At 63.8% G+C, this 25,703-nt stretch carries 20 protein-coding genes; 10 read left to right on the forward strand and 10 right to left on the reverse strand.

What is annotated here, in order from left to right; all coding sequences use genetic code 11:
- Positions 1 to 17: 17 nt before the first annotated feature.
- The 6 genes from Q9R17_RS17245 to Q9R17_RS17270 all read left to right on the forward strand — a co-directional run bounded on the left by Q9R17_RS17245 (position 18) and on the right by Q9R17_RS17270 (position 9,673).
- The gene (locus Q9R17_RS17245) at positions 18 to 2,147 is read left to right on the forward strand and encodes a class I SAM-dependent DNA methyltransferase (RefSeq protein WP_308155803.1); all 2,130 of its coding nucleotides are present in this window, start codon (positions 18 to 20) and stop codon (positions 2,145 to 2,147) included.
- Complete coding sequence (locus Q9R17_RS17250; protein WP_308158369.1) at positions 2,147 to 3,421, forward strand: restriction endonuclease subunit S; 1,275 nt, start codon at positions 2,147 to 2,149, stop codon at positions 3,419 to 3,421. The genes Q9R17_RS17245 and Q9R17_RS17250 overlap by 1 nt, the downstream gene beginning before the upstream one ends.
- Positions 3,418 to 4,731 (forward strand): AAA family ATPase, encoded by a 1,314-nt coding sequence (locus tag Q9R17_RS17255; RefSeq protein ID WP_308155804.1) that lies wholly within the window; start codon positions 3,418 to 3,420, stop codon positions 4,729 to 4,731. The genes Q9R17_RS17250 and Q9R17_RS17255 overlap by 4 nt, the downstream gene beginning before the upstream one ends.
- On the forward strand, positions 4,732 to 5,361 hold the full coding sequence (locus tag Q9R17_RS17260) for a hypothetical protein (RefSeq protein WP_308155805.1): 630 nt from the start codon (positions 4,732 to 4,734) through the stop codon (positions 5,359 to 5,361). It abuts the gene before it with no gap.
- Positions 5,358 to 8,375, forward strand: a complete 3,018-nt coding sequence (locus tag Q9R17_RS17265) for a type I restriction endonuclease (protein WP_308155806.1) — start codon at positions 5,358 to 5,360, stop codon at positions 8,373 to 8,375. Before Q9R17_RS17260 ends, Q9R17_RS17265 begins: the two co-directional genes overlap by 4 nt.
- Before the next feature lie 356 nt (positions 8,376 to 8,731).
- Positions 8,732 to 9,673 carry a DUF5655 domain-containing protein gene (locus Q9R17_RS17270; RefSeq protein ID WP_308155807.1) on the forward strand — a complete coding sequence of 314 codons (942 nt, stop codon included), beginning with the start codon at positions 8,732 to 8,734 and terminating at the stop codon, positions 9,671 to 9,673.
- A 111-nt stretch (positions 9,674 to 9,784) separates the two neighbouring features.
- Here the strand turns inward: Q9R17_RS17270 and Q9R17_RS17275 are convergent, their stop codons facing one another.
- From Q9R17_RS17275 to Q9R17_RS17315, 9 genes are all read right to left on the reverse strand, one after another.
- Complete coding sequence (locus Q9R17_RS17275) at positions 9,785 to 10,141, reverse strand: hypothetical protein (protein ID WP_308155808.1); 357 nt, start codon at positions 10,139 to 10,141, stop codon at positions 9,785 to 9,787.
- A gap of 568 nt (positions 10,142 to 10,709) precedes the next feature.
- Complete coding sequence (locus tag Q9R17_RS17280; protein ID WP_308155809.1) at positions 10,710 to 14,015, reverse strand: ATP-binding protein; 3,306 nt, start codon at positions 14,013 to 14,015, stop codon at positions 10,710 to 10,712.
- Positions 14,016 to 14,677: 662 nt separating this feature from the next.
- A complete protein-coding gene (locus Q9R17_RS17285; RefSeq protein WP_308155810.1) occupies positions 14,678 to 16,057 on the reverse strand; it encodes a hypothetical protein in 1,380 nt (459 codons plus the stop codon).
- A 171-nt stretch (positions 16,058 to 16,228) separates the two neighbouring features.
- Entirely contained in the window at positions 16,229 to 16,930 is a 702-nt protein-coding gene (locus Q9R17_RS17290) for an Imm52 family immunity protein (RefSeq protein WP_308155811.1), read from the reverse strand.
- Complete coding sequence (locus tag Q9R17_RS17295) at positions 16,927 to 17,646, reverse strand: Tox-REase-5 domain-containing protein (RefSeq protein WP_308155812.1); 720 nt, start codon at positions 17,644 to 17,646, stop codon at positions 16,927 to 16,929. Before Q9R17_RS17295 ends, Q9R17_RS17290 begins: the two co-directional genes overlap by 4 nt.
- Before the next feature lie 196 nt (positions 17,647 to 17,842).
- The gene (locus tag Q9R17_RS17300) at positions 17,843 to 18,205 is read right to left on the reverse strand and encodes a PAAR domain-containing protein (RefSeq protein ID WP_308155813.1); all 363 of its coding nucleotides are present in this window, start codon (positions 18,203 to 18,205) and stop codon (positions 17,843 to 17,845) included.
- A gap of 200 nt (positions 18,206 to 18,405) precedes the next feature.
- Entirely contained in the window at positions 18,406 to 18,630 is a 225-nt protein-coding gene (locus Q9R17_RS17305; RefSeq protein ID WP_308155814.1) for a hypothetical protein, read from the reverse strand.
- Between the two features lie 47 nt (positions 18,631 to 18,677).
- The gene (locus tag Q9R17_RS17310) at positions 18,678 to 19,436 is read right to left on the reverse strand and encodes a hypothetical protein (protein WP_308155815.1); all 759 of its coding nucleotides are present in this window, start codon (positions 19,434 to 19,436) and stop codon (positions 18,678 to 18,680) included.
- 78 nt (positions 19,437 to 19,514) lie between these two features.
- Positions 19,515 to 19,955, reverse strand: coding sequence for an Rrf2 family transcriptional regulator (locus tag Q9R17_RS17315; RefSeq protein ID WP_308155816.1), 441 nt, complete (start codon positions 19,953 to 19,955; stop codon positions 19,515 to 19,517).
- A 140-nt stretch (positions 19,956 to 20,095) separates the two neighbouring features.
- Here Q9R17_RS17315 and Q9R17_RS17320 point away from each other — a divergent pair, with 140 nt between their 5' ends.
- Positions 20,096 to 21,667, forward strand: a complete 1,572-nt coding sequence (locus tag Q9R17_RS17320; protein ID WP_308155817.1) for an MFS transporter — start codon at positions 20,096 to 20,098, stop codon at positions 21,665 to 21,667.
- An 11-nt stretch (positions 21,668 to 21,678) separates the two neighbouring features.
- Here the strand turns inward: Q9R17_RS17320 and Q9R17_RS17325 are convergent, their stop codons facing one another.
- A complete protein-coding gene (locus tag Q9R17_RS17325) occupies positions 21,679 to 22,527 on the reverse strand; it encodes a helix-turn-helix transcriptional regulator (RefSeq protein WP_308155818.1) in 849 nt (282 codons plus the stop codon).
- Between the two features lie 145 nt (positions 22,528 to 22,672).
- Here Q9R17_RS17325 and Q9R17_RS17330 point away from each other — a divergent pair, with 145 nt between their 5' ends.
- Genes Q9R17_RS17330 through Q9R17_RS17340 form a run of 3 tightly spaced genes read left to right on the forward strand, consistent with a single transcriptional unit; the run spans position 22,673 to position 25,691 of the window.
- Positions 22,673 to 23,368 carry a class I SAM-dependent methyltransferase gene (locus Q9R17_RS17330; protein ID WP_308155819.1) on the forward strand — a complete coding sequence of 232 codons (696 nt, stop codon included), beginning with the start codon at positions 22,673 to 22,675 and terminating at the stop codon, positions 23,366 to 23,368.
- Positions 23,365 to 24,102, forward strand: a complete 738-nt coding sequence (locus Q9R17_RS17335; RefSeq protein WP_308155820.1) for an SIP domain-containing protein — start codon at positions 23,365 to 23,367, stop codon at positions 24,100 to 24,102. The genes Q9R17_RS17330 and Q9R17_RS17335 overlap by 4 nt, the downstream gene beginning before the upstream one ends.
- Positions 24,103 to 24,137: 35 nt before the next feature.
- The gene (locus Q9R17_RS17340) at positions 24,138 to 25,691 is read left to right on the forward strand and encodes an FAD-dependent monooxygenase (protein WP_308155821.1); all 1,554 of its coding nucleotides are present in this window, start codon (positions 24,138 to 24,140) and stop codon (positions 25,689 to 25,691) included.
- Positions 25,692 to 25,703: the final 12 nt, after the last annotated feature.

The following is a 25,703-nucleotide window of genomic DNA, read 5'->3' on the forward strand; positions in this document are numbered from 1 at the left end:
AAGATGGTTCGATAAAAATGAGCGTTAACTTTCAGCAACTCGCAAATTTCATCTGGTCGGTGGCCGACCTGCTGCGCGGACCTTACCGTCCGCCACAGTATGAGCGCGTCATGCTGCCGCTCACCGTGCTGCGCCGTTTCGATGCCGTGCTGGCGCCGAGCAAGGAGGCCGTGCTCAAGCGGTACGAGCAGCTCAAGGCGAAGAGCATCCCGAACATCGACGCCATCCTCAACAGCCTGGCCAAGGATGAGGACGGCACCCCGCTGGGTTTTCACAACCACAGCCAGCTTGACTTCCAAAAGCTCAAGGGCGACCCGGATAACATCGGCCGCCACTTGGCCGACTACATCGCCGGCTTCTCAGAGAACGTCCGCAAGATCTTCGAGCGCTTCGAGTTCGACAAGGAGATCGAGAAGCTCGAAGAGTCCAACCGTCTCTACCAGGTGGTGTCCCAGTTCGCCGAGATCGACCTGCACCCCAAGCGGGTGGACAACATCACCATGGGGCTGGTGTTCGAAGACCTGATCCGGCGCTTCAACGAAGCCGCCAACGAAACGGCGGGCGATCACTTCACCCCGCGCGAAGTGATCCAGCTCATGGTCAACCTGCTGCTGGAACCTGACACCAGCGTGCTCACCCAGGCCGGCGTCATCGTCACCATCTGCGACCCGGCTTGCGGTACGGGCGGCATGCTGGCCGAGGCGCAGAACTGGATTCGCGCCCACAACGAGCAGGCCACGGTCAAGGTCTTCGGGCAGGACTACAACCCACGCTCCTATGCCGTGGCCGCCTCCGATCTCTTGATCAAAGGCCACAAGGACGGCCAGGTGGTGCTGGGCAACACCCTCACCGACGACCCCTTTCCGGAGCAGCACTTCGACTACCTGCTGGCCAACCCGCCCTTCGGCGTGGACTGGAAGGCTGAGAAGAAGGTCATCGACCGCTGGCCTAACTTCCGTGGCTACAGCGGCAAGCTGCCACGCATCAACGACGGCGCTCTGTTGTTCCTGCTCTACATGATGAGCAAGTTCCAGGACTACAAGCCTGGAAGCCGCGACAAGCCTGGCTCGCGAACGGCCGTCGTCTTCAATGGCTCGCCGCTGTTCACCGGCGGTGCGGGCAGCGGCGAGAGCGACATCCGCCGCTGGATCATCGGGCGTGACCAGCTGGAGGCCATCGTCGCTTTGCCCGAGCAGATGTTCTACAACACGGGTATCGGCACCTTCATCTGGGTGGTCACCAATCGCAAGGCCGCGCACCGCAAGGGCAAGATCCAGCTCATCGACGCCCGCGAACGCTACACACCAATGAAGCGCAGCCTGGGCGACAAGCGCCGCTACCTCGACCAGGCTGCGCTTGATGACGTCACCCGCGAACATGGCGCGCTGGAAGACAGCAAGACCAGCCGCGTCTTCGACAACGCCGACTTCGGGTACCGCCGCATCACAGTGCTGCGCCCGCTGCGCCTGCGCTTCCAGATCACCGACGAGACGCGCGAGCGCTTCCTCAACGTCTACCCCGAGCTGTTCGACGCGCTGCAGACTGTGCAGGAAGACCTCGGCACCGAGCCGCTGCTGGACTGGAACCAGGCCTGGGACGCCGTGCAGCAGGTATTCAAGGCCCTGCCCGAAAGTATCGAAGGCTGGGCCAAGGGCGGCAAGGGCACCGCGCAAAAGAAGATCTTCCGCGACTGCTTCACCGTGGTCGATCCGGAGGCCGAGCCCGTCATCGACAAGCACCACAAGATCGAGCCGCTCGACTGTGCCGCTCTGTTCCCAGGGCAGACGCTCCCCGCCGACTTCGGCAAGGATGATCTGTACGAGTTGCTGGGCCTGCACGCCGACGGCAAGGGAAAACACATCGAGTACGAGCCTGACCCGGCGCTCAAGGATGCCGAGAACATCCCGTTGAAAGAGGGCATCGTCAGCTACGTGCTGCGCGAGGTGCGGACCTACGTGCCGGATGCCTGGATCGACCGTGCCACGCTGGACGAGCAGGACGGCGGCATCGGCAAGGTGGGCTACGAGATCAACTTCAACCGCGTGTTCTTCCAGTACCAGCCGCCACGCCCGCTGCATGAGATCGATGCGGAGCTTGCGGAAGTTGAGAAGCGGATTCTCGATTTGCTGCGGGAGGTCACGGAGTGATGCCGTCTGCTCCATTCCCTGATCGACGCCTGAAGTTCGCTGCAACGATCAACGACGAGGCGCTCTCAGAGTCGACCGACTCTGATTTCGAGTTGGCTTACATCGACATCGGCAACGTCGATTCCCAAGGGCGAGTTCACGATGTCGTCAACTACCGCTTTGAGGATGCGCCCAGCCGGGCTCGTCGCATCGTGCGCGATGGTGATGTCATCATCTCGACGGTTCGCACCTACCTTCAAGCCATAGCGCCAATCGAAAATCCACCGGACAACTTGATTGTCTCGACAGGATTTGCCGTTGTCAGGCCATCGAACTTGCTCGACCAGCGATTCTGCAAGTACGCCCTTCGTGCAAGCCGATTTCTGTGGGAGGTCGAAAGCAGATCGACTGGCGTCAGTTATCCGGCAATCAACGCCTCTGATTTGGGCGACATCAGAGTGCGCTTGCCGGAATTGGATGTTCAGCGTCGTATTGCCCACTACCTCGACCGCGAAACCGTCCGCATCGACGGACTGATCGGCGAGAAGGAGCGAATGCTGGCGCTACTGGAAGAAAAGCGCGCCGCCCTTATCAGCCGCGTCGTCACCCGCGGCCTCGACCCCAACGTCCCGCTCAAACCCTCCGGCCAGGAATGGCTGGGCGAGATTCCGGCGCATTGGGGTTTGCAACGTCTAAAGCAGCTTGCCGAGGTTCGAGGCGGATTGACACTGGGCAAGCAGTACTCCGGGGAATTGTTGGAGTACCCCTACCTACGTGTCGCAAACGTGCAGGATGGGTACCTTAAGCTGGACGACGTACTGACAGTTGAGGTGCCCGGTTCAGAGGCTGCATCGAATCTTCTATTATATGGCGATGTATTGATGAACGAGGGAGGTGACATCGACAAGCTCGGCAGGGGCTGTGTTTGGCGAGACGAGATTTCGCCTTGCCTCCATCAGAACCACGTCTTTGCTGTCAGGCCACATTCTGTTGATTCCGATTGGCTCGCGCTTTGGACATCGACGATCCAGGCAAAGCGCTATTTCGAGAGCCGCGCTAAGCGGTCGACCAACCTTGCATCCATATCTGGATCGAACATCAAGGAGCTTCCAGTTCCCTTGCCACCGGTGAGCGAGCAGCTCGCAATCCAAAATTTCCTGGCAGTCAGGCATTCGCGGCTTGAGACGCTCCGCGGCGAACTGCGAGACTCGCTGCGCCTGCTTATCGAACGCCGCGCGGCGCTGATCACGGCCGGAGTTACCGGTCAGATTCTGCTGGAGGAGCTAGGCGGATGAAGCTGAAATCCCTATCGCTCGCGCACTGCGGCGGCTTCGGGCAGCTCGACATCGCCTTCGAGCCGGATGTGACGCTGATCGCGGGTGTCAACGGCGTAGGAAAGTCCACCGTGCTGCATGCACTGGCGGTGCTGCTGTCACGGGCAATGCCGGAGTTCACGCCCTCGCGTTCGGCGCCGCTGTACTTCACCGATGACGACATCCACGGTGACAAGGGCTTGCTGGAGGTGTCCGCGCGCATCCAGATCGACGGGCAGATCATCAATGCCGGCGTGCAGCGCTTGCGCGCGGTGGACGATAAGGGCGACCGCTTCATGCTGCTGCGGCAGGCCAAAGCTGCCATCGACGACACCGATTTCGCTCACGCGCTGAGCACCCGCACGCTGACCGGTGAGCTGGAGGTCGGCATCAAGGAAACCCGCGCCGCGCTAGCGATCCTGAAGAATGCTTCCCATCCGCCATTGGCGGTGTATTTCTCGCCCAAGCGCCAGTTGCCCGGCCAGCCACGCAGCCTGCCGGAGGCCAAGCCCTTCGACCCGTCCATCGCCTATAGCCGCGCCCTGCACGACCGCGAAGTAGAGCTGCGCGAGTTCATGCACTGGTTCCGCACCCAGGAGAAGCTGGGCGCAGCCAATGAACCGCGCCGGTTCAAGGTGCTGGACGCATTGCGCGCCGTGGTGGTTGAACTCCTGCCCGAGTTCGGCAACCTGCGCATCCAGGAACAACCGCGACTTGGCTTCGTGGTGGACAAACGCGGCCAGCCCTTCTATCTGCACCAGCTTTCCGATGGCGAACGCGGCCTGCTGGCCCTGGTGTTCGATCTCACCCGACGCCTCGCCATCGCCGACCCAGAGAGTGACAACCCCATCGCCGAGGGCGTGGGGCTGGTGTTGATCGACGAGATCGAGCTGCACCTACATCCCAAGTGGCAGCGCGATGTCCTGCAACGCCTGCGCGGCATCTTCAAGGCTTGCCAGTTCGTGGTGACCACCCATTCCCCGCTGGTGCTGGGCGAGGTACCGGCACGCTGCGTGCGCTTCCTCGAATTCGTGGATGGCAAGGTGGGCGTGACCGTGCCCACCGAGGCTTATGGCATGGATGCCAACCGCATCCTGCAGGAGTTCATGGGCGCCCCGGTGCGTAACCGCGAGGTAGACGGGGAACTGAAAGCCCTCTTCGATCTGATCGACCAGGAGCGTTTCGACGAGGCGCGTGCCGCCATTGCCGACCTCGAACGCAAGCTGGGCGAGGACGAGCCTGAGTTGACCCGGGCCAGTTCGCTGATCCGTTTTCTGGAGGGCGTCGAGTAGATGCGGACCATCCAGAAGGGGCCGGAGCCCGCCACCTTGACCCAGCATCGCCAGCAGCCGCATGCCGACTACGACAATTACGCCGACAAGGCGACTTTGCGGCAGGCGCTGGTGTCCGAACAGCGCGGCCTGTGCTGCTACTGCCAGTCGCGCATCCGGGCTACGCCCGAGGGCATGAAGATCGAGCACTGGCAATGTCAGGCCAGCCACCCCGGGCGGCAGCTCGATTTTGGCAATCTGCACGGCGCCTGTCTGGGCGGGCACGGCCGTCCCGAACGCGAGCAGCATTGCGATACGCGCAAGGGCAATGACGGCCTTTGCTTCAGCGTATGCGATCCGGCGCACCCCATCGAGCACAAGATTCGCTTTTTAGGCGATGGCACCATCAAGGCAGACGATGCCGCCATCGAAGAAGCCCTCAACGCGGTGCTCAACCTGAACCTGCCGCGCCTGGTGAGCAATCGCAAGGCAGTGCTCGCAGCGTTTCAGCAGCGCCTGCAGGACGGCCGCCGCGTTGATCCGGCGCGTGAGCTACCCAAGTGGGATGGCAGCGAGCCTGGCGACCTGCCCGAGTTCGCACAGGTGGTCGTCTATTGGCTACGAAAGAAACAAGCGAGGGCCGCCGTATGAAGCGCACCAGTGAAGTCGCATTCGAAACCGCCATCGAGGCGGTCTTGCTGAATGAGGGATATACGCAGGTCGATGCCAGAGGCTTCGACCGCGAGCGCGCGATTTTCCTCGATGAGGCGCTGGCCTTCATCCGTGCCACCCAGGGCAAGGTGTGGGAAAAACTGGAAGCCCTGCACGGCGAGCAGACCGGTGCGCGCGTGCTGGAGTCGCTATGCAAGTGGCTGGATACCCATGGCGCCCTGGCCACGCTGCGCCACGGTTTCAAATGCTTCGGGCGCACACTGCGGATAGCCTTCTTTCGCCCCGCCCACGGCCTGAACCCGGAGCTGGAGGCGCGCTACCAGGCCAACCGGCTGGGTCTGACCCGCCAATTGCATTTCAGCCGGAAGTCTGAGAAGTCTCTGGATGTGGTGTTGTCGGTCAACGGCATTCCGGTGGTGACGCTGGAACTCAAGAACCCCTTGAGCGGCCAGACGGCGGCGAATGCCATCCACCAGTACCGCCACGACCGCGATCCGCGTGAACCAATCTTCGAGTTCACCAAGCGCGCGCTGGTGCACTTCGCGGTGGATACTGAAGAAGCGCACATGGCCACTCGCTTGGCCGGTTCGTCCACTTACTTCCTGCCGTTCAACCGGGGCATGGACGGTGGCGCTGGTAACCCGCCCGATCGTGAAGGGCGCAATTACAAGACAGCCTACCTGTGGGAAGAGGTGCTACAGCGCGACAGCCTGCTCGACCTGCTCGCCCGCTTCCTGCATATCGATGTGGAAGAAAAGACCACTGACGACGGCAAGAAGGTGCGCAAGGAAAGCCTGATCTCTCCGCGTTACCACCAGTTGCAGGCTGTGCGCCGGATGGTGGCGGCCGCCGCCAGCGAGGGCGTGGGGCATAACTACTTGGTCGAGCATTCGGCCGGCAGCGGCAAGAGCAACACGATTGCCTGGCTGGCGCACCGCCTGTCCAGCCTGCACAACGAGCGCGACGAGCGACTGTTTGACAGCGTGGTGGTCATCACCGACCGGGTGGTGCTCGACCGCCAGTTGCAGAACACGATCTACCAGTTTGACCACCGCCAGGGCGTTGTGCAGAAGATCGACGAGGACTCGCGCCAGCTCGCCGAAGCGCTGGAAGCCGGCGTGCCGATCATCATCACCACGCTGCAAAAATTTCCGTTCGTGTCCGGGCAACTAGCTAAGCTTAGTGAGGAGCGTGGCGAGGGTAGCAAGAGCCATCTGCCCACGCGCAAGTACGCGGTAATCATCGACGAGGCGCACAGTTCGCAATCGGGCGAGACGGCCACAGAGTTGAAAGGTGTGCTGGGCGGTGCCGAGCTGCGCCGCAAGGCACAAGAGATGGCCGAGGAGGAAGGCGAACTCGAACTAGAGCGACTGTTCCGTTCCATGGCCAAGAGGGGCCATCAACCGAACATGAGCTTTTTTGCTTTCACCGCCACGCCCAAACACAAGACATTGGCGATCTTTGGCCGGGGCGGCGAGCCCTTCCACCGCTACACCATGCGCCAGGCCATCGATGAGGGCTTTATCGAGGATGTGCTCAAGAGCTACGTCACCTACAAGACCTACCACAAGCTGATCAAGAAGGCGGAGGACGACCCTAACGTCGAGCGCAAGAAGGCGACCAAGGCGTTGGCGCGTTTCATGCGGCTGCATCCGCACAACATTGGCCAGAAGACCGAAGTGATGGTCGAGCATTTCCAACACTTCACGCGGCACAAGATCGGCGGCCATGCCAAGGCGATGGTGGTGACCGGCTCGCGACTTGAAGCGGTGCGCTACAAGCAGGAGTTCGACCGATATATTCAGGAGAAGGGCTACCCCATCAAGAGCCTGGTGGCGTTCTCAGGCACAGTAGAAGATGACAAGATTCCGGAGAAGTCATACACGGAAGTCGAGATGAATGGTGGCCTGAAGGAGAAGGAACTGCCAGACACCTTCGCCAAACCGGAATTCCGCGTGCTGCTGGTGGCCGAGAAATACCAGACCGGCTTCGACCAGCCATTGTTGCACACCATGTACGTGGACAAGCGGCTGGCGGGCATTCAAGCCGTTCAGACCTTGTCGCGCTTGAACCGAATCCACCCACTCAAGGACGATACCTTCGTGCTCGATTTCGTCAACGATCCCGACGAAATCCAGGAGGCCTTCCGTCAATACTACGACGGCTCGGTGATGGGTGAGCAGGTCGATCCGGACAAGCTCTACGAGGTGAAGGCCGAGCTGGATGCCTCGGGCATTTACCGGCAAACCGAGATTGTCGAGTTTGCGCATGTGTTCTTTGCGCCTAAGCGCCGCCAGAGCCCTGGTGACCATAAGCTGATGAATGCGATTCTTGATCTGGCGGTTGCGCGCTTTGTGCAGTTGCAGAACACCGAAGAAGACGAAGCGGAGTTGTGGCGCAGCAAGTTGCAGGCCTTTCGCAATCTGTACGGTTTCCTGAGCCAGGTGATTCCCTATCAGGACAGCGATCTGGAAAAACTCTTCACCTACCTACGCCATCTCGCGCTGAAGCTGCCTAAGCGCAAGAGCGGGCCGGGCTATCAGTTCGACGAGGAAGTTGAACTCGATTACTACCGCTTGCAGAAAATCAGCGAAGGCTCGATCAGCCTCAATGAGGGCTATGCCAAACCACTAGACGGCCCACGAGAGGTGGGGTCAGGCATGGTGCGCGAGGAGCACGTCTCACTGTCGCGTCTGATCGACTTCATCAATCAGCGCTTCGGCGGCGAGTTGAACGATGCAGATCAATTGTTCTTCGATCAGATCGCCGAAGTCGCAAGCCAGAACGAGTCCCTGCAGAAGGCAGCCGAGGTCAACTCGCTAGACAAGTTCCAACTCGTGTTTCGGCAGGTCCTTGAGTCACTATTTATTGAACGCATGGAGCTGAATGAAGAACTGTTCACCGATTACATGGGCAAGCCAGAGATGCGGGAGCTGGTGTCCAAGTGGTTGGGTAGCCAAGTTTACGCTCGGCTTTCGGATAGGGCACCGTAGAGCTAAATGTGCCTTTGAGTGAGCATGTGCTTGGTGGGCTACCGGTTCCTAAGTTAGGATAAGGGGTGATTGACAATAGAGTCGAAGGAGTCGACGCCGCGCAAATCGCTCCATCTCCCGCGCCAGCAAAAGATGTGCGCTTCTGACGGTAGAAACGACGGTAAGGTCCTATGTTGATCACAGCCAATCCCTTTAATCACGCGGGCTTACGAGCCCCGTTGATGATCGAATGGGAGTAAGTTGAAAGAACGAGGGCGCCAGGAGGCGCCCTCGTTGTTTGCGTCGGGTGCATTTGTTGAAGCTGACCGGACTGGATGCGGCTACGCTATGCGCAGAATTGAAAGGAAACGTGCGGAATGAGTGACATCAAGCTTTTCAGGGTGGTAGACGGCAAAGCCACCGAACTGCAGGGCCGTGCTTCGGACCTGGAGAAGCCGCTACAGACCCTGATCGAGGCCAATCTGCTGCCCATTCTGGGCATTCGCTTCGTTGCGACGGAATACGCAACGGGGAAGACTCATGGGGGGCGCATAGATTCACTGGGGCTCGATGAGAACAACAGCCCGGTCATTCTTGAATACAAGCGCTCGGTTGGCGAGAACGTTATCAACCAGGGGCTTTATTACCTTAACTGGCTGATGGATCACCAGGCTGAGTTCAAGCTTCAGGTGATGGATGCGCTTGGGGTGGACGTCGCGGCGCTGATCGATTGGAGCTCTCCGCGGGTTGTCTGCATTGCGGCGGATTTCACCAAGTTTGATGCCCATGCGGTTCAACAGATCAATCAGAGCGTGGAGCTTATTCGCTACAGGCGGTTTGGCGACGATCTGTTGCTGTTTGAACAGGTGAATGCTGTAAGCAATGGTAGGTCGAAGGCCCAGGTCCGCGCCGTTGCCGTTGATGCGGAGAATTCCCGCCCCTCTCGATCCATGAGTGCGGCAGGGGACAAAACATATGCCGAGTGGATGGCGCTGTATGGGCCGGACATGGTGGGCTTGATTGGTTCACTGGATGATTTCATCGGTTCGCTTGGTGATGATGTCCAGAGAAAGGAACTGAAGTTGTACATGGCGTTCAAACGCTTGAAGAACTTTGCAACGGTTGTGCCGCAGAAGAGCCGGCTGCTCTTGTTCCTGCACATCAACCCTGATTCGGTTACCCAGATCCAGCCAAACATGCGTGACGCAAGGACCTTTGGGCACTGGGGAACGGGAGATCTGGAGGTTGCCATTGCCACGCTCGATGACCTGGACCAGGTTAAGCCTCTGATAGTTCAGGCGTATGAGGGAAGAGGCTGATTGGCGAGGCAGGGGCTCCGGCTTCTGCTTGCCCTTGAGCAGAGCAACTGAAGGCTGGTCCCGCGCCCGCCGTGGTGTTGGGGAGGGTCGGGACGGATGGTGTCCTGGCCATCACTCCGGCCTGACCTCCCGACAAACCACCTCCGCCAACCCCCGGCAGGCAAAGAACAGCCCCTCAACCACCCCCTCATCCAGATGCTGTTCCGGCTGGCCCGCCACCCGGCAACGTTCCGATGCATGCAGCATCTGCACCACGGTCAGCAGGCCCACGCCGGCGCGATCTACCCGCGCCAGGGCCATGCGCCGCCCCAGCGGCAGGTCGGTTTCCGGCCAGCGCTGGCCGTCGGTGCCTTCATCGATACGCAGGCGTTCGAGGGTTTCCGCGAACAGGCTGAGATCGGGGCGTGGGGTGCTGTCGTCGTTGATGGACTCAGCGGCGAAGGAGGAGAACGTATGCGGCTTGGTCATGTCGGCTTCCCTGGCAGATAGGCGTGACGCCACCGCGCAGGGCGGGTGGCGGACGATGCGTGGCTGCAAACCGGAAGAAGCGACGCCATAAACCGGTGGGTCCGAAGACCCCCACGCACCGCCCGCCATAAAGGCCGACGGATTGCCCGCCGGCACCGTTCAGGGATGGTGCCGACGGGCAAGCGTAAACAACAGGCGTCGCATTTATCGGGTTTGCAGACCCGGCCACCCGTTGTCGGTGGCGCGGCCAGTTGCTCACGCTTTCGCCCTGAACACCAATTGAAAACTTGCGCAGGAATGGCGATGTCCGAGAGGGCGCAGCTATTCTGGCATGCGCCCTTAACACGGCACCTGTCGTTGAAAGACCGATCCCTGTAGGTCATGTGCCCAATGCGCCTCCAACTGACGCAGCAGGCGCGTGGCACCGGTGCGTAGTGGAATCCATTGCTCAAACGACTGCCCGGAACCTGCGCGGAAATCGGCGTAATCACCGGTCGAAGCGTGTGCTTTCCCGCCTCAGTCCCGGGCCAGATGCGACAAATCCACAGCGAGGTGGCGGGCAACGGCGCTATTGCACGGTGGCGGCCGGTTCGATCTCGGGAATCTCCTGCAGCGGCAGCAGATCCATGACATCGCAGAACAACGCGCGGTGCTTCCAATCGGTTCTGTCGCCAATCACGTAGAAGCGACGCTTGGCGCGCGTCGCGGCGACGTTCAGCAGATTGGGTTCGGATACCGCCCAGTCGCGGGCGCCCGATGCCTCCGTGCTGCCTCCCAGCACCATGATGACGACCGGCGCCTCCTTGCCCTGCATCGTGTGGATCGTGCCGGATACCATCCGGCTGCGCAGCAGATGTTTGAGATTCTGCTGGATGGCCTTGAATGGCGTGATGACTGAAATGTCCTTGGCGCTGACACCCTCTTCATGCAGCCGTGCCAGCAACCTGTGCAATGCCTGGCCTTCGGCGGGCACCCAGTTGCCTTCGGAGGGGCCGCGAGCCTGTATCCAGCCGGTTGGCAGACTGGCGGGTGTTTCCTTGCCTGCGCGCGGTGCCACGGTTCCATACACCATCGCCCCATCGTAGGCGATGCGGTTGGCCAGGTCGTGCATGGGCCTGTCGCAGCGGCGGTGGACGACCAGTGGCAGCCCCACCCAGGCTTTGCTGTTGGCCGGGCCGGCCATGCGGCCCCATTGGGTGGCCTCATCGGCCAGTGTCTGGGCCGATTGACGGCTGGGCAACCAGTGCGGCTCGACACGGTAGCGTGTACGCATATGCTCCAGCACCGCGTCGGATACGGTGAGGATGGGCTTGAGCTGCAGGGGGTCCCCCACCAGCACCGCGCGGCGGGACCGCAACAGGGCGCCCACCGCCGCCTGCGGCGACGCCTGGCCGGCTTCGTCCACCAGCAGCCAGCCGATCTCGCCGGCATTCAACGAGCCGAACGAACGAGCGAACGATGCGAAGGTGCTGCTCAGTACCGGCACGACCATGAACAGCGACGCCCATGCAGAGCGGATCGCATCGCGTGAAAGCCCTTGGTAGCGCGAGCCTGTCAGCAGGCCGTTGGCCAGGAACAGATTGGCGCGTATCCGGGAAGCCTCCAGTGCGAAGAATGCCTGGTGGAGCTTCAGCGCCTGGATGAAGACGCGCGCGCGCGCCTGCCGCCAGCCCTCGATGTGCCACGGTGCGGCAAGCTCGATGGCGTCACCATGGCCGATGCTGCCGCCCTGCAGCCAGGCCAGCAGGTGGCCGGCCTGGCAGGCGCTGGCCAGCCGGGCAGCATCCTGCGCCAGGGTCTGTTCTTTTTGCTGTAATCCTTCCAGGGCCTGTCGCGCGCTGGCGATTTGCTGTTCCAGGTCCTGTTTCGATGCCGCGAGCTGCCGGGTCAGGCGGGTGACCCGTGCGAATTCGGCCTTGGCCAGCGCATGACGGTCGGCAAGCACGGTCTGCGTCGCGTTCCAGGTGCGCTGTACGTTCCATAGGCTCAGCAGCTTTGCCCACAGGCCCGGCTGGCGGGCCTGGTGCTGTGCCAGCGCCTGCAGGCACTGGTTGAGTGCTGTATTGGCCAGGCGGCCTTCCCCGGCATCCAGGCGTTCAAGCTGCTGTGCCACGCCGACCAGCGTCTGCTCAAGCGCGGGCAGCGCCTGCATGCTGTCGGCTATCGCCTTCCTGGCCTTGCAGATGGCCTGGACCCGTTCGCGAATGCGGTCGGCATCGGCACGGACTGTACGCACCCTGGCCTTGGCCGCTTCATAGTCAGAAACGGCCTGTTGCCACAGCGCCTGCCGTTCCTCCGAAGAACGGGCCGCGTTGGCCTGGGCATTGGCAGTGAGCCAGCCCAGCAGGCCTTTGGGCCCGTTTTCTTTCCCGGGCGTCACCTGGCTGCCTTCACCATCACGGTCTTCAGCGCGCTGCGCCGCTGCGGGGGGCGCAGCGAACAGGCCCTCCACAAGGCTGCCGGTATCCCCATCGCCGGCGAGGTCGGCTTCGTCCTCGGCGGCCGGGTCGGCGTCGTCGCCGCTGTTGGGGGAGGGGCGGTTCCCGAAGAAGTAACGATCGACGAACCGGGTCCGCCGCTTCTTGCTGCCCAACGGGCCTGAGATCAGCCCCCAGGCCGGTTTGCCGGCGACCAGTTCCCCGAGCTCGGCGAAGTATTCGGCGTCGGGCAGCCAGCTTGCATCGACCTTGTCGCGCTGGGGCAGTTCGAGCGTGACATTTTCCACCGCACCATTGTTGGATGAGGCGACCACGATCTCGAAGCCGTACAGCAGCGGGTCGAGCTTGAAGCAGGTTTGCTGCCTGCCACCGTCATTGGCGGCTTCGCGCCCATTTCGTGCAAAGCCGTCAGAAGCACGCCGCAGGCCGGAAAGTGCATCGGCCCGGCGAGTGATGATGGCGGCCACCAGGTCGCGCAACAGGGTTGTCTTGCCGGTGCCGGGCGGGCCATTGACCCCCAGCAGCCCCTGGCCATCGGCCAGGGTGGACAGGATCGTATTGACGGCCAACTGCTGGGAATGCACGAGGCCCTGGTGATGTTCCGTAGGCCAGCAACTGTCGGCATAGGCGTCGGGCATCAAGCGGTCGATCAGCGGTAACGACGCGGCAGGATCGTCCACATGCAGGCGCGGCTGGGGATCATGCCGGCGTAGATAGTGATCCAGCGGCGTGCTTTTCGTGCCCTTGCCGATGGCGTCGGCGGCGTCGGCCAGATCGCCGAGCAGGAAACTGTTGAGGGGATCGTCTTCCTGTTCGGGCTTGTCGGGGTTGACCGGTTGTGAGCGGAAGCGGAACGGATGACGGTCCATGTCGCCGAAGAAGTCCGCCACGCCGAGGAACTGGAGCGTCCAGCGGGTGAGTTCGCGCAGGCTGTCACCGGATACCGGGTCACCGAGCAGGGTGCAGGCCTGGTCGCCGAATGCCTTCTGATCGTCTTCGAATCCGCGGGCCCAGTCCTTTCCGGTCAGGACCCGGCCGAGGAACCACGCTTCACTGGAAAGCACGCAGCTGTCAGCGACGAGGCGGCCATCCTGGGTGAACTTTGCCGCAAACAAGGCAGAGTCACGACGCTGCGGCTCGCGGTAGCCCTGACCGGCGCCATAGACATCGTCGAGTTTTGCAGCAACCAGCCGGCTGTCATACAGGTGGGCGAAGAGCGTATGGCTCCAGATGCGCTTGGCGGGCAGCGCCTGCTGCGTGACGCTGCTTTCCGTTGCCCAGGGCACAACGGGGTGGCGTATGGGTGTGTCGTGGATGAATGCCCTGTACAGGCTGCTGCGTTCTTCAAGCTTGGGTGCCGCCTGTGGCTGCAGCAGCTCGACTGCATGCCAGTAACGGATGATGCGTTCCTGGTCCTTCAAGATTTCTTCCTCCATGGCCAACCGGATACCATCAATGGCCAGTGCGATCCGACATTCAGTTCCAGGCTTAAGAGCGGCCGCGACACGCCAAACTTGATGCTTGGGGCTTCGCGCCTGCTGGATTCTGGAGTGCCATCGCACAGAGCGGGGCGGGGAGGTGTCACCGGCAGCCGGCGCATGTGGCAGGGCGTGGTCCTCCGGGCATGCCGGGCGGTGATGTGTCCTGGAACAGGTACGTCATCGCCCACGTTGCCCGTCCAGCACCCCAGCGGATTGCCAGCCGGCACCGCTTGGGGTCGGTACCGGCTGGCAAGCGCAGACAACTGTTGTTGCAGGGTCATGGACCCACCACCCGTTGTCGGTGGCGGGCCATGGTGTTTAGGTCGTCGCCCTGAGTTCCAATTGAAAGTCCCTAAGAAAAATCGGATTCCAAGAGTGTGAATCTATGGTGCGCCGGTTTCCGGGGTCCTTCCTGTCGCGAGGATGGCCGATCGCGTGCAAGCGATGTGGAACACGACAGGTGGTGTCGTCTGGGGCCTTACGGTGCCGTCAGTAATGACACCCATTGCGCAGACCCGTGGTGGAAACCAAGCCGGCAACGAACGAAAACAGCGGCTTCTGCCGCGTGCATGAGGCCGCGGAGCGAGGCAAAACCGACATTCCTGCGGCAGGGCCCATCACGTCCCGCATCGACGCTTGCCACCGGAAACACAGCGTGCCTGCCAACGTTGCCATGTGTCGGCATCGATACCGGCCCGTCGTGCGATGCCTTGCAGATCCGACCAGTTGCGCGGCGAAGGGGCGGCCAGCAGGCCGCGCATGAAGGCCTGCATCCGGGCCTGGCCCACCTGCGATTCCAGCGAAAGCAGCAGCAGCGGCCCATAGCCATACCTGTATGTTTCGTCCAGGTCCGACGCCTCATCCACGGCATCCAGCGACAGCGGTGGTGTGTCCTGCGTATCGATGGCCGATTGCAGGCGGGCCACATACGCGTCGGCGGCGGCATCGCCGCTGATGGCGCGTAGTGCCTTGATGGACAGGAACTCCGCGGTGGATTCCAGCAGGAACCAGAAGTAAGGTCCCTGTGGCCGGTTCACCGTGCCGAAGTAGTAATGCGCCATTTCGTGGGCCAGGTACTGCACCCGCTGCTGCGCCGGGTCGCCACCGGCCTGCAGCGCCCCGGCTACCTTGCCGACGCTGCCGCTCATGGCGATGGTGGGCCAGGTGGCAAAGCCCCATTCGCTGCCGTGGCGGTCGCGCTCGACCTGGTTCAGGGTGACCATGCGCAGGAAGGTGGGGCGCTCGGCCAGCGGCTGGCCCATGTAGCGGCCATGCTGATCGGCGATGCGCTTGACCATGCCGGACAAGACATCGACCTGCGCCGTGGGCAGGGTCTCGTTGAGGATTGTCACCTGCGCGGTGCGGGTGATGGGCCCGCTGCCCCCGAACAGCAGGATGGGCCGGGTGGCATCGCTGCCGAAGCGGCCTTGCGTGCCTTCGATGGCCGGGCTGCCGTTGAGGTACAGGAAGCGGCAGCCGGTGCAGTCCACCTGCAGGTCGTATCGGCTTTCGCTGCGGCGAACGCGGGCCTTCGGGTCGAAGGACAGCGGCAGCCAGGCGGACTGTTCGGTGAAGCGCGCGCTGTCACCGTTGAACGCCATCATGCCCTTGAAGTCTGCCGGGGCATCATGCTCGGCATACACGGGGAAGGCGCCCACATACTGCACGCAGAGCGTGGCCGGTGTACCGGCCACCGCGTAGACGCGTGCCTCGCCATCCACGCCGGGGGCATACCAGCCATCAAAGTCCACGGGCGCCCCCGCGCCGTCGGTGACCCGCGCGACGTTCAGCCCGGCATTGAGGACGAAGGCATCGCGCGCTTCCATGGGGCGGTCGGACAGGCAGACGTTGCCCTCCACGTGCCCGTTGGTGATGTTCACCTGCACGCTGCCACGGGTGAGTGGCAACGCCGCAGCCGGGGGCGGTGCGGCCAGTGCCGGCGCGGAAAACAGCACGGCGGTCAGAACGGCGGGCAGCAGGGTCTTGCAGGGTGTCATCGGGCCATCCATGGGTGGGTTCCGGCAACTATAGAAGCATTGCCAGGCCCTGCCGACCGTCTGCTGGTCACCCGGGCCAATGGCGCTGGCGCAACGCGGCCGGATAGGGCAGTCGCGCGCCCAACACGGGTGGCCGACGGCTCCCCTGTGCCGGTGCGCGGGAGTGCTGGACTAGAAGGTTGGATCGATGACAGGCAGCAACTCCAGGTCGCTCATGTCCATCTCGATCTGGTTGGCGCGCTGGATATGGTGCGTGTCCGCAAGGTTGAATGCCTCGTCGATGGAGACAATGATTGATCCGCCGGGTGCGGGCAGGATGGCAGCGGCCAACGGCAGTTGTTCGTGGGTGACCGTTTCGGGAACATAGGCCATCCATCCCAGACACTTCCGGTGGGGAAACGTGGCGTGCGCCGTGCGGTAGTACTTGAACGCCCCGTCAACCTTGTCGTAGACATCCGCGAAGGCAAAGGTGATTCCGGGCTCGCCTTCCAGTACCGCAAGCAGGATGTCCGAGACAATCGGTGTCGGGTTTGCTTTGACTTCGTCGGGCCTATAGACGGAAATGGTCATGTAGCTGCATTCCGGGTTGTAGTCGATCTCTATCAGGCCCGGGAAGCGGCGGGTCGCATTGTCGCTGGAAACATAGGCGCCGAACGATGTCGAGCCCAGTAGTTCGGAGCGCTTGCGTAGCCGAGGCAGCGCGATGTCTTCCTGCTCGAACCTGACAGGTTGCTGGCCAGGCGCGTTGACCCCACAGAACCAAAGATGATTTCCGGGGATTCGTCGGAGCGTTTCCCGCAACTGACGATAGGAAGCTTGGAAATCGGTCTTGACCTGTTTGGTGATGTCGATGCGAATGTAAGTGGAGATCATGCTTGGATGACCTTCTGAGCGTAGGGGGTGTGGTGGCAGATAATTGGCTTTGGAATGGTGGGAGTAACCCAGCTGCACACCTCCGCTTGCATGAAGTGCCACTGCAGTTTTGCTTGAGGAAGCGCGGTGCTTATGGCTGAAATCTGGCGGTTTGCCTCCAGGATAAGGCCTGGGAACACAATCTCTGCGGCGAAGCCTGGGGCAGGTGTGCCATCATCCCGCGATAGAAACTGCGCGTATCTTCCCTTTGCATCCACTACCGTGCACTGTGATCTCCAGAAACCATCAAAGTACACCCCGCCGTACAGCCATTCTATCAGATTGAGCTGTTCGGCATTGGGCTGCGCAGCGCCTTTGATCGCAGAGATGGCACGCCCTGCAAGGGATGTGTCGAAGTCGGTAATGGGCAGGCCCGTGTCTTTGTCGCAGTAACTGAAGTGTTCCGGCCCGGCATGCATGTTCGCGATCTGCAACTGGTAGTCCCAGTTGAGTTTGTTCTGGCGACGGACCGCACGGCGCGGTGCTGCTGGTACCAGCGCCCCTTTCCCCAAAGCGCATGCATTGCAGTCGGTAGCGTCGCCTTGACTGCTGCAATCACCGGTTCTGGTGCCTTCCAACGGGACAACTCCCGTCGCAGGTCTGGGCCATCTCATCGCCACAGAACGGCTGATGAGCTGACCAATGGCACGGATGCCTGTCGGAAGGGTGGTGGCCATGGATCAAGTCTCCCATCGTGCTTGTGCGTGGAAGACCGATAGCAGGTCCTGCGCTGCGAGACTGGGATGGGCGGAGGTCTTCAGCTTCAGCAGGACAGAGGGTTCGCGCCGAAGCAATCCGTCTGTAGTGGCGTCTGCCTTCACCCAGGAAACAAGGGTAGGAACACGTGTGATATGCAGTTCATGGGTGGCGGTGTCATACGAAGCGCGCACGGCTTCGAACTGTTGGCGATAGCGACGCGCCGGTGGTTGTGCCGGAGGCTGACACGCCGGTCATGGATGTTCCATCACCCTCGGAATTGATCAGGACACGGTGCTGCTGATGCGATTCAAGACTGCAGCCGCAGGCAAGCGTGTCGCCGTGGCGGGCCACCGCATTCCCATCGATGATCCATGTGGGATCACCTGTGACGATGGAAAACACACCGGTATGCTTGGGGCAGGTGGCCTTGTCGCCGATCCTGGCCACCGGCTTGCCATCGATGTCAGTAGTGGCTGATCCCGTGATGACCGCGCCGCCGCCGCTATGCCGATCCCCCTCGACGATGATCATTTTCATGGGTCACGTTCCGTTTGACGTGACTCGAATGTAGAGGCGTCGTTTCGGTCATAAGGGTGGTTTGTGCCAGGAAATGCGATCCATGTCGCGCTGCTGAGCACTGAGTATCTTTATCGGCGTTCACCAACACGGCGTCTGGGCGTGAATCCAAAGGTAATCACGACACATCCATCAGCCACTTCGGCTTGGGTACATTGCGATTACGTGCTTCCCCGCCACTGCTTCACCGCAAGAAATACATGCAGCAGCAGGAACACTACCGCCAGATAGCCCCAGACCCGCAGCCCGATATCCAGCGCATCCAGATGGTGGCGGTAGGTGAGAAAGGCGAAGTAGACCAGGCCGAACACCACCGCGAGCAGTTGCGTGCCGGCGAGCCCGATCAGGAGCGAGCGCATTTCCTCGTGCTTTGCGTTGCTGTGCATCGGCCTGTCCGCGCGCGGGGGAAAGGAGGGGGACTGGCGTGGGGTGCTCATGCGATGGCCCGCCGCCGCCGCATCGACACGGCCACCAGGGTGGCCAGCAGGGTGAACAGCACCAGTGACGCGCCCACGGTGCCGATGCCCAGCCCGCCCCTTTCCAGGGGCTTGGTCAGCAGATCGCCAAAGGTGGCGCCGAACGGACGGGTGAGCACGAAGGCGATCCAGAACAGCACCACGCGGTTGATGCCGGCGATGCGGCTGGCCAGCGCCGTCAGCGCGATGAGGCCGCCGATCAACAGTGCGCCGCCGGTGAAGCCCAGCCCGGAATCATCGGCCAGGAAATCCCCGAGGGCGGTGCCCAGGGTGTTGGACAGCAGTACGGCGGTCCAATAGAACGCTTCCGCGCGCGGCGAGGTGATGGCGCTGACCGAGATCGATTTCCCGGTCAACCGCCAGGCCAGCAGCACCAGTGCCAGGCAGGCCGCCAGCACCGTGGCGCCGGTGGCATAGCCCAGCCCGAGGGTGCGGTCCAGCAGATCGGACAGGGTGGTGCCGGCGGTGCTGGTGGCCAGTACCACGGACCAGAACAGCACCGGATGGAAGCGCGGCGCTGACAACTGCCCGGCGAGCAGGCCGGCGAACACCGCCAGCAGGAACCCCGAGCTGGCGAGATAGCCCAGCCCCAGTGTCATCGACAGCAGATCGCCGGCGGTTTCCCCCAGCGTGGTGGCCGCGATCTTCATCACCCAGAAGGCGAGGGTGACGGTGGCGACCTTGCTGTGCAATACACCCGCGTCTGTAGCAGTCATCTGGCATGCCCGTGTGGCCTGTTGCCGATGCTGGGCTGCCGGCCGTCGGAACGCGGTCGGAAAGTCGCGCGGTGATCCTCAGTTGCTTTCGCAGGGGGCCGGCGGTCCGCTGCGGGTGCCGGGCATCAGGCTGTCCAGGGTGACTTCGCCAAAGCGCTGCACGAACAGGGCTTCGGCCTGGGCCAGGGTGCCCGCCAGGGCGGCGTTCACGCTCTTGTGCACCTTGCAGTCCGGCTGGGCAGGGCGGCTGCCGATGGCGAACAGGGTGGGGCGGCCCAGTGCGGTGTAGACATCCAGCAGGGTGATGGCGCTGAGCGGGCGGGCCAGCATCCAGCCACCGCCGTGGCCCTTGCCGGAGCTGACGTGCCCGGCCTCGCGCAGGCCGGCCATGGTGCGGCGGAACACGGCCGGGTTGGTGCCCATGCTGCGTGCGAGCACCTCGGAGGTGATCGGCTCCCTGGCATGGCCCAGGTGCAGCAGCACATGCAGCACATCGGACAGGCGGGTGTCTTTGTTCATCGTGGGGAATCCTTGGTTCATGCACCCGGGGCAGGGCGAGGGCACGCGTGTTTGACGTGCCATCGGCCATCACGTATCTTTTGAAGATACATAAAGCCGGTGCTCCGGTTTTCGCCCATTGACCCATGAGTGGAGTTCCAGTGTCTACCACCGATGACTTCCCCGCCGCTGCCGCTGCAAACGATCCGCCTGCCTTCATCGAGGATGCGGCTGCACGGCGCGGCATCCTGTTGACGGTGTGCCTGGCACTGATGGCGGTGATTGCCGCGGTGACCGGCCTGAATGTCGCCCAGCCTTACCTGGCGCTGGACCTTGGGGCCACGCAGGGCGAAGTGCTGTGGATGATCAACACCTACACCATCAGCCTGGCGGCACTGCTGTTGCCGTTGGGCGCGGTGGGTGACCGCTGGGGCCGGCGGCCGGTGCTGCTGCTGGGGTTGGCGGTGTTCGGGCTGGCCAACGTGCTTTCGGCGCTGGCGCCGAGCACCGCGCTGATGCTGGTGGCGCGCCTGCTGAGCGGGGTGGGGGCGGCGTTCATCATGCCGGTCACGCTGTCGGTGATCACTTCTGTGTTTCCCCCGGCGGAGCGGTCGCGCGCGATCGGCGTATGGACGGCGGTGGCCGGCGGCGGCGGCATCCTCGGCATGTTCCTGTCGGCGCTGCTGGTGGACCACCTGTCGTGGCGCGGGTTGTTCGTGCTGCCGGTGCTGCTGGTGGCCGTGGCGGCGGTGCTGGCGTGGCGGCGCATTCCCGATGCGCGCCAGACGCATGCGCACGGCTTCGATGGTGGTGGTTCGCTGTTGTCGGTGGTGGCGGTGCTGGGGTTGATCGTGTTCCTGCACGAAGGGCCGCAGCAGGGCTGGGGGACGTGGCCGGTGCTGGCCAGCCTGGTGGCAGGTGTGGCGGCGGTGCTGGGGTTCATTGCCTGGGAACGGCGGCAGCCGGCACCGATCCTGCCGGTGCGGCTGTTCGCGCGGCGCGGGCTGTCCAGTGGTTCGGTGGCGTTGCTGGTGTGGTTCGGCGTGCAGTCCGGGGTGTTCATCGTGCTGTTCCCGTTCTTCCAGGCGGTGCTGGGCTGGAGCGGGTTGCGCGCCACCCTGGGCTTGATGCCGATGGCGGTGATGATGATGGGCTTTTCCGGTGTGGCGCCACGGCTGGCGGCACGCATCGGCCCACGGCTGACGCTGGCGGCGGGCATTGCACTGGGCGTGTGCGGGCTGGTGCTGATGGCGCTGCAGGTATCGGTGGTGGGCGGCTATCTGTCGGTGCTGCCGGGCATGCTGGTCATGGGGGTCGGCATGGGGCTGGCGATGGCACCGGCCACCGAGGCGATCACGGCCGCGTTGCCGGCGGACCAGCAGGGCGTGGCGTCGGCGCTGAATGATGTCACCCGCGAATTCGGCACCGCGCTGGGTATCGCGTTGCTGGGGGCGGTGTTCACGGCCGGCTATGCCGGGGCGATCGGCCCGCTGTTGGGGAACGTGCCGGCGGCGGTTGCGGCCACCGCCGGGCGCGGCATTGCCGATGCACTGGTGATCGCGCACGAAGGCCAGCCTTATTCGGCGGCGGTGCGGCACGCCGCGCAGGCCGCGTTCGTGCAGGGCTGGCAGCAGGCGATGTGGGCCGGTGCGGCGGTGATGCTGGGGTTGCTGGGCTTCGTGCTGTTGCGTGGGCCGGTGCGCGTGGCCCAGGCAGATGTAGTGCGCCGCTGATCGGGGAACCCCTAGGGGCCGGCCCGCCGCTCGGCGATGTAGCGCGCGGGTGAGGCCCCCATGGCCTTGCGGAACATGGTGACGAAGCTGCCGGCGCTCTCGTAGCCGAGGTCTTCGGCCACCTTCTGCACGGGGGCACCGGTTTCCAGCCATTTCACCGCCAGGATCAGGTGCAGCTGTTGCCGCCAGCGGCCAAAGCTCATGCCGGTTTCCCGTTCCAGCAGGCGTGCCAGCGAACGCTCGCTCATGCCAACGCGCTGGGCCCAGGTGTGCACGGTGCCGCGCTCGGCCGGGGCGCTGATGAGGGCCGCAACGATCCTGCGCAGGCGCACGTCGGCCGGCACCGGCAGGTGCAGGTTGCCGATGGGGGCGATGGCGATTTCATCCAGCAGCAGCGTGACCAGGTGCGCGTCGATGCCACCGTCGTCATAGAGCACGGGCATCTCGGCCGAGCGCAGGATCAGTTCACGCAGCAGCGGGCTGACGGTGAGCATGCAGCAGCGGGTGGGCAGCGCCTGTGCCACGCCCGGCGCGACATAGGCCACGTAGGCCTGCAGCGTGCCGGCCGCTTCGATGCGGTGGACCGTACCGGCAGGCACCCAGATGGCGCTCTGCGGTGGCACCAGCCACAGGTCGCGCTCGACCTCGCAGGTGAGCACGCCGCGCAGCAGCAGGACCAGCTGGCTCTTGCGATGGCAGTGGAAGTCGTCTTCCTGCTGGTTGAGCGTGTCGGCGATCTGCGCATGCAGGTCGGCCATCACGATGCCGTCGGCACCGAAGGTGACCAGATCGCGCGGCACGGTATCGCCGTCGAACATGTCGGCAGGATCGAAATCACTGAGCTGGCGCAGGACAGGCATGGTAGGGCGGGCAGCGGATGGGCAGCGGGTTGGCAGGATCGCGAAATAGATTGGCCAGCTTTCCCAATGATGTCACCCCGGGGGCTGCCTAGGATGACGGCCAGGCAAGCGGAGCCCCGCTTGCGATGACCCAAGGCACGCCCCCATGAATTCCCTGAACACTGCCCCTGTTTCACAGACCCTGGACCGGCTGTTCCGCGATGCGGCGCTGGCCGATGCCGATGTGATGCCCCCCGCTGACGGCCCGGATGCCGGGGTGGACCTGGCCGAGGCCTTTGCCGGGCTGCTGGCGGCCGAAGCGGAAGACCTGCACGGTGTGTACCGCGGCTACGCGCAGAACTTCCTCAACGTGACCCCAGAGTACGGCCGCTTCCTGTACCAGTGCGCGCGTGCCTGCCGGGCGCGGCGCATCGTGGAATTCGGCACCTCGATGGGCGTGTCCACGATCCATCTGGCGGCCGCATTGCGTGACAACGGCGGTGGCGCATTGATCGGCACGGAACTGGAGCCGGGCAAAGCGGTGCGCGCGCAGGACCACCTGGCGCAGGCCGGGCTGGACGATCTGGTGGAGATCCGCGTGGGTGATGCGCGGCAGACGCTGGCGCTGATCGATGGCCCCATCGACCTGGTGCTGCTGGATGGGGCCTTCAGCCTGTACCTGCCGGTGCTGCAGCTGCTGGAACCGCACCTGCGTACCGGCACGGTGATCCTGGCCGAGAATGCCTTCGACCATGGCAATGCCTACCTGGACCATGTGCGTGACCCGGCCAACGGCTACCTGTCGCAGCAGCTGGCGATCAACGAAGGGCGCGGCAACGAGTTCACGGTGGTGACCCGATGAGCCGCAGCCCGCTGGATGCACCGGCCGCACCGCCGGGGCGGATCAGCCGCACCCTGATCCGCCTGTTGATGAAGCAGGCACGGATCACCGCGGTTGACCGTATTGGTCGCCATGCGCGCGTGCTGACGCTGGAGAGCGAGGCGTTCCGCGAGGTGGCCTGGCAGCCCGGACAGAAGCTGCAGGTGGCGATGGGATCGGCCTTCGTGGCGCGCACCTATACGCCGATGACGTGGGATGCCGCCGTTGGCCGCACGCAGCTGCTCGGCTTCAGCCATGGCGGTGGGCCGGGCAGTGCGTGGCTGCTGGGTGCGGTGGCCGGCGATGCCTGCCATGTGTTCGGGCCACGGCCTGCAGTGGATCCGGGCCGTACCGGTGCGGTGTGCGTGCTGGTGGGGGATGAAACCTCGATCGCGCTGGCACAGGCGCTGGCCCGTCACGGCACCGTGCCGGTGCAGTGCCTGCTTGAAGTGGACGACGCGCAGAGCGCGCATGCGGTGCTTGGCCACTTGGGCCTGACCGGCGTGGAGGTGCATGCGCGTCAGCCACACGAGGCGCACTGGGCCGCGATGGAGCCGCGCCTGCGGGCATTGGCTGGCAGCGACGCCACGTTCGTGCTGACCGGCAAGGCCGCAACGGTTCAGCACCTGCGCCGCGTGCTGAAGGCACTGGGGGTGGCCACCGCGCGCATCGCTGCCAAGCCGCACTGGGCACCCGGCCGTACCGGCATGGATTGAGCGTGCTGCGACCTCTGTTCCCCTGGAAACCCCTCATGACGGATGCTCTGTTGAAAACACCGGTGCTTATCGTTGGCGGCGGCCTGGTGGGCCTGTCGGCCGGATTGTTCCTGCAGCACCACGGTATTGATTTCATCCTGATCGAGCAGCACGCCGGTGTTTCACCGCTGCCGCGCGCCCGTGGCATCCACCTGCGCACGATGGAACTGTTCCGGCAGATCGGCCTGGACGCGGCGATCGGCGATGTCGCCGCCACGGCGTGGCGGCAGGGCGGTTTTGGTGGCGCGCGGCGCGGGCGTTCGCTGGTGGAAGCACAGCCGCTGATCGATGTGTCGGCCATGCAGAAGAAGCTGGCGGCCGCAGGGGATTCGCCGTCGCAGTTCGTGGCCTGCCCGCAGACGTTGATCGAACCGGTGCTGCGTACGCACCTGCAGGCACGCGGGGGGGATGTGCGCTTCGGTCATCGCCTGCTGGGGTTCAGGCAGGACGCCAGGGGCGTGCAGGCCACCGTGCAGGGGCCGGCGGGTGAACCGCAGGCCATCGCGGCGGCGTGGATGATCGGTGCCGATGGCGGTGGCAGTACGGTGCGGCAGCAGCTGGGCATCGGGCGGGATGAAACGGCGGGGCCGGACCATCTGGTGAACATCTTCTTCGCCGCCGATCTGGCCGGCGCGGTGGCCGGGCGCACCTTCAGCCAGTGCGAGGTGGCCAACGACCGGGTACAGGGCCTGTTCCTGGCGATGAACAACACCGACCGCTGGTCGTTCCACCTCAAGTACGACCCCGCACAGGGGCCGCCCCCGGCTGAAGCGCTGCCGGCGCTGCTGAGGGCGGCGCTGGGGATCGAGGACATCGCGCTGGAGGTGATCAGCCATGGCACCTGGCATACCGGTGTGGCCATTGCCCAACGCTACCAGCAGGGCCGCGTGCTGCTGTGTGGCGATGCGGCGCACCTGATGCCCCCGTGGGGCGGCTTCAACGCGACCACCGGCATTGCCGATGCGCACAACCTGGCCTGGAAGCTGGCGGCCATCCTGCAGGGCCATGCGGGTCCGGACCTGCTGCACAGCTATACCCGCGAGCGCCGGCCACTGGCGGTACGCAACGGCCAGCAGGCCCTGCTGCGCACGGATTTCGATGCCCGCTTCGGCATTCCCACCGCAGGCAACCGTGAGGTGTTCGCCGGGTTGATCGATGCGGGGGCGCTTTCGTTGCGGTATCGCTATCCCGCTGCAGGAGACGGCGCCGCTGATGCGGCATTGGAACCGGTGGCGGCGCTGCATGCCCAGTGCGGCACGCGCTTCCCGCATGCCTGGTTGCTGTGTGGCGGTACCCGTGTGTCCACTCTGGACCTGCTGGGCCGTGGCTACGTGCAGCTGGCCGGCCCAGCGGCGCGCCTGCCGCACCGGGCGCAGGCGAGCCTGGACCCGGCGATGCCGGCCACGTGGGTGCTCGGGCGGGATGTCCAGTTTGCCGATGCAGGGTACAGCTGGCGCACGCTGACCTGGCTGCCCGACGATGGGGGGGTGCTGGTACGCCCGGATGGCTTCGTGGCGGCGCGTTCGGATGCGGCGGTTGCCAGCGTGTGAACGCGCGGCCTG

Source organism: Stenotrophomonas sp. 24(2023), from assembly GCF_030913365.1.
In the GTDB taxonomy this organism is placed as follows: Bacteria; Pseudomonadota; Gammaproteobacteria; order Xanthomonadales; family Xanthomonadaceae; genus Stenotrophomonas.

Excerpts from the sequence above, each read along its gene's own strand:
- Q9R17_RS17290 (WP_308155811.1), bottom strand. The coding sequence starts at position 16,930 with ATGATCTCCACTTACATTCGCATCGACATCACCAAACAGGTCAAGACC.
- Q9R17_RS17330 (WP_308155819.1), top strand. The coding sequence starts at position 22,673 with ATGAATTCCCTGAACACTGCCCCTGTTTCACAGACCCTGGACCGGCTG.
- Q9R17_RS17295 (WP_308155812.1), bottom strand. The coding sequence starts at position 17,646 with ATGGCCACCACCCTTCCGACAGGCATCCGTGCCATTGGTCAGCTCATC.
- Q9R17_RS17250 (WP_308158369.1), top strand. The coding sequence starts at position 2,147 with ATGCCGTCTGCTCCATTCCCTGATCGACGCCTGAAGTTCGCTGCAACG.
- Q9R17_RS17255 (WP_308155804.1), top strand. The coding sequence starts at position 3,418 with ATGAAGCTGAAATCCCTATCGCTCGCGCACTGCGGCGGCTTCGGGCAG.
- Q9R17_RS17300 (WP_308155813.1), bottom strand. The coding sequence starts at position 18,205 with ATGAAAATGATCATCGTCGAGGGGGATCGGCATAGCGGCGGCGGCGCG.
- Q9R17_RS17245 (WP_308155803.1), top strand. The coding sequence starts at position 18 with ATGAGCGTTAACTTTCAGCAACTCGCAAATTTCATCTGGTCGGTGGCC.
- Q9R17_RS17335 (WP_308155820.1), top strand. The coding sequence starts at position 23,365 with ATGAGCCGCAGCCCGCTGGATGCACCGGCCGCACCGCCGGGGCGGATC.
- Q9R17_RS17265 (WP_308155806.1), top strand. The coding sequence starts at position 5,358 with ATGAAGCGCACCAGTGAAGTCGCATTCGAAACCGCCATCGAGGCGGTC.
- Q9R17_RS17305 (WP_308155814.1), bottom strand. The coding sequence starts at position 18,630 with ATGCACAGCAACGCAAAGCACGAGGAAATGCGCTCGCTCCTGATCGGG.
- Q9R17_RS17275 (WP_308155808.1), bottom strand. The coding sequence starts at position 10,141 with ATGACCAAGCCGCATACGTTCTCCTCCTTCGCCGCTGAGTCCATCAAC.
- Q9R17_RS17260 (WP_308155805.1), top strand. The coding sequence starts at position 4,732 with ATGCGGACCATCCAGAAGGGGCCGGAGCCCGCCACCTTGACCCAGCAT.
- Q9R17_RS17310 (WP_308155815.1), bottom strand. The coding sequence starts at position 19,436 with ATGACTGCTACAGACGCGGGTGTATTGCACAGCAAGGTCGCCACCGTC.
- Q9R17_RS17325 (WP_308155818.1), bottom strand. The coding sequence starts at position 22,527 with ATGCCTGTCCTGCGCCAGCTCAGTGATTTCGATCCTGCCGACATGTTC.
- Q9R17_RS17340 (WP_308155821.1), top strand. The coding sequence starts at position 24,138 with ATGACGGATGCTCTGTTGAAAACACCGGTGCTTATCGTTGGCGGCGGC.
- Q9R17_RS17270 (WP_308155807.1), top strand. The coding sequence starts at position 8,732 with ATGAGTGACATCAAGCTTTTCAGGGTGGTAGACGGCAAAGCCACCGAA.
- Q9R17_RS17315 (WP_308155816.1), bottom strand. The coding sequence starts at position 19,955 with ATGAACAAAGACACCCGCCTGTCCGATGTGCTGCATGTGCTGCTGCAC.
- Q9R17_RS17285 (WP_308155810.1), bottom strand. The coding sequence starts at position 16,057 with ATGACACCCTGCAAGACCCTGCTGCCCGCCGTTCTGACCGCCGTGCTG.
- Q9R17_RS17280 (WP_308155809.1), bottom strand. The coding sequence starts at position 14,015 with ATGGAGGAAGAAATCTTGAAGGACCAGGAACGCATCATCCGTTACTGG.